Raw genomic sequence first — 2,823 nt, 5'->3', positions numbered from 1 at the left:
TGGCCATCGAGTCCAGCGGCCTCAGCCTGGACCGGATCCGCGCGGCGCTGGCCCAACGCGGCGTCAGGGTCAGTGTCACGACCCTGAGTTACTGGCGCCGCGGCCGAAGCCAGCCCGAGCGGGCCAGCTCGCTGCGCGCCGTCCACCTGCTGGAGGAGCTGCTCGGCCTGCCGCACAGCTCGCTCTCCTCACTGCTCGGCCCGCCGCGCCCGCGCGGCCGCTGGGCCGCCGCCGCCAACACCAGCCACCTCGGGCTGGAGGACGTCTGGCCGGGCGAGCAGGAGATCGCCGCCATCTTCGCCGAGCTGGACGCCCCGCCGGCCGGCGAGCTGGAGCGGCTCAGCATCCACGACTCGTACTACGTGGACGCCGAGCGGCGCGCCAACCTGCTGCGGATGCGCCAGGTGGTGCGCGCCACCGTCGGCGGCGTCGGCCGCTGCCTGGTCGTCCACAAGGCCGACGAGGAGGCCACCGGCTGCCCGGAGGTCACCTCGGTGCGGCATGGCCGGCTCGGCCGGGTCCGCCGCCGCCCGGAGGTCGGGCTGACCGTCGCCGAGGTGATGCTGGACCGCCCGCTCGGGCTCGGCGACAGCACGGTCTTCGAGTACGAGGTGGAGATCCCGCCCGGCGGCCCGACCCTGGAGTACAGCCGCCGCTTCGCCACGCCCGTGCGCGAGTACGTGCTGCAGGTGCACTTCGACCCGGCGGCCGTCCCGGTGCACTGCGAGCGCTACGACCGCGAGCCGGGCGCCGACGTCGACCACCGCCGCGAACAGCTGTGGATCGGCGCCTCGGCGAGCGCCCACGTCCTGGCCCCGGACCAGCAACCGGGCCACATCGGCATCCGGTGGGAGTGGGCCTGACCGCTGCCCACCGCCGCCCGGAGAGCCCCGTCGGACCAGGTCCGGCGGGGCTCTCGCGTTCCGCCCGCGAGATGCCTAACCACTTCACCCCGGAGAACCGGTTGACGCTCCATCATCTAACCCGTAGCGTCGCATGTACCGGTTAGGCAGCAGCCTCGCCGGACGCCCCAGCCCCGGGAGTGACCAGGCATGTCCAGCACCGCCCTGCTCCGCACCCTCCAGACCGGCCACGTGGGCCTGAACGTCACCGACCTGGCCCGCTCGATCGACTTCTACCGCGCCGTCCTCGGCCTCGACATCGCCCACGAGGGCACCGACCCCGATCGCCGCTTCGCCCTGCTCGGCCGCGACGGCCGCCTGGTGGTGACGCTCTGGCAGCAGAGCACCGGCGCCTTCGCCACCGCCGCCCCCGGCCTGCACCACCTCTCCTTCGAGGTGGAGAGCCTCGACGAGGTCCGCGCCGCCGAACGCCTGCTGCGGGAGCTCGGCGCCGAGTTCGCCCACGACGGCGTCGTCCCGCACAGCGAGGGCTCCGCCTCCGGCGGCATCTTCTTCACCGACCCGGACGGCATCCGGCTGGAGATCTACGCCCGCACCGGGGTGGACGAGACCGAGGCCGTCGTGCCCGACGCCACCGTCCCGACCTGCGGCTTCTTCTAGACGAACGGGGCTGACGCCATGACCACCGCCGGCACGCCCTACCACCCCGGCGAGCGGGCGGCCCAGGCCCGGGCCGGCCGCACCGACCGGGCCGACCACGCCGGCCGGTCGATCCGCGACACCGTCCCGGCCGTCGCCGCCCGCTTCCTGACCGAGCGGCGGATGCTGGTGGTCGGCGCCGCCGCCCCGGACGGCCGGGTCTGGGCCACCCAGCTGTCCGGCCCGGCGGGCTTCCTCCAGGCCCCCGACGAGCGCACCCTGACGGTCGCCGCCCGCCCGGCCGAGGCCGACCCGCTGGCCGAGGCGCTGGCCCGCCCCGCCCACGTCGGCACCATCGCCCTGGACCCGGCCGGCCGCCGCCGGATGCGGCTCAACGGCCGCTCGGCCCCGGACGGCCGGGGCGGGCTGGCGATCCACGCCGAGGAGGTGGTCGCCAACTGCCCGAAGTACATCCAGCGCCGCACCCCGCTGGACCGCCCGGACGCCGGCCCGCCCCGTACGGTCGCCGGGGGTTCGGCGCTGTCCACCGGTCAGCGGCTGTTCGCGGCCACCGCGGACACCTTCTTCATCGCCACCACCGGCCCGGACGGCAGCGTGGACGCCTCGCACCGCGGCGGTCTCCCCGGCTTCCTGGAGGCGGTGGCACCGGACCGGCTGCGCTGGCCCGAATACTCCGGCAACAGCATGTTCATGACGCTGGGAAACCTGGAGCTGGACCCGCGGGCCGGCCTGCTGCTGCCCGACTGGGAGAGCGGCGGGGCGCTGCTGGTCACCGGCGAGGCCCGCACCGACTGGTCCGAGGAGTCCCGACAGGCCGCCCCGGGCGCCGAGCGGATGGTCGAACTGACCGTCACCGGCGTTCTCGAACTCGCCGATGCCACCCCGTTGACCTGGACGGATCCCGAGTACTCGCCCGCCAATCCTCGCTGACCACGACTCAGGGTCCGTACGCGCTCCAGTGGTTCCTCCGGGCTGCCACCACACCCGGAAGCCGCACGGCCGTCACCCGTTCGGCCTAGTCCGCCATGACAGTCCCCGCCCGCTTTGGGACTTTGGTCCCGATAACACGGATCTGGGCCGGGAAGGCCATTCCTGTCCCGTCGTCAGGCGCGGACCAGGAAAGACCGCAGGAAAGAGGCGGAGCATGACCATGACCGACCCGTCCCCACTCATGGCCTTCGACGAAGTCGAACCTGAGGAGGACTGCATATGCGGAGGCTGCAGCACCCGCCGCCGTGCCAGACGGATCGCCGCGCCGGTGCACGAGGGCGGCCACGCCGCGGCCCGCAGCATGCGCCGC

The 2,823-nt window shown here is 74.2% G+C and carries 3 protein-coding genes; all 3 read left to right on the top strand.

The features are described from left to right. The coding region (locus tag J0670_RS34890; RefSeq protein WP_207816498.1) for an XRE family transcriptional regulator at positions 1 to 863 on the top strand (863 nt) is incomplete at its 5' end. Positions 864 to 1,052: 189 nt separating this feature from the next. Then, positions 1,053 to 1,523: a VOC family protein gene (locus tag J0670_RS34885; protein WP_207816497.1), complete on the top strand. Its 471-nt coding sequence runs from the start codon at positions 1,053 to 1,055 to the stop codon at positions 1,521 to 1,523. A gap of 18 nt (positions 1,524 to 1,541) precedes the next feature. Beyond that, positions 1,542 to 2,453 (top strand): pyridoxamine 5'-phosphate oxidase family protein, encoded by a 912-nt coding sequence (locus tag J0670_RS34880; protein ID WP_207816496.1) that lies wholly within the window; start codon positions 1,542 to 1,544, stop codon positions 2,451 to 2,453. Positions 2,454 to 2,823: the final 370 nt, after the last annotated feature.

Source organism: Streptomyces sp. FH025, assembly GCF_017427025.1.
Classification (GTDB): domain Bacteria; phylum Actinomycetota; class Actinomycetes; order Streptomycetales; family Streptomycetaceae; genus Kitasatospora.
This window is presented reverse-complemented; position numbering and strand designations above follow the sequence as displayed.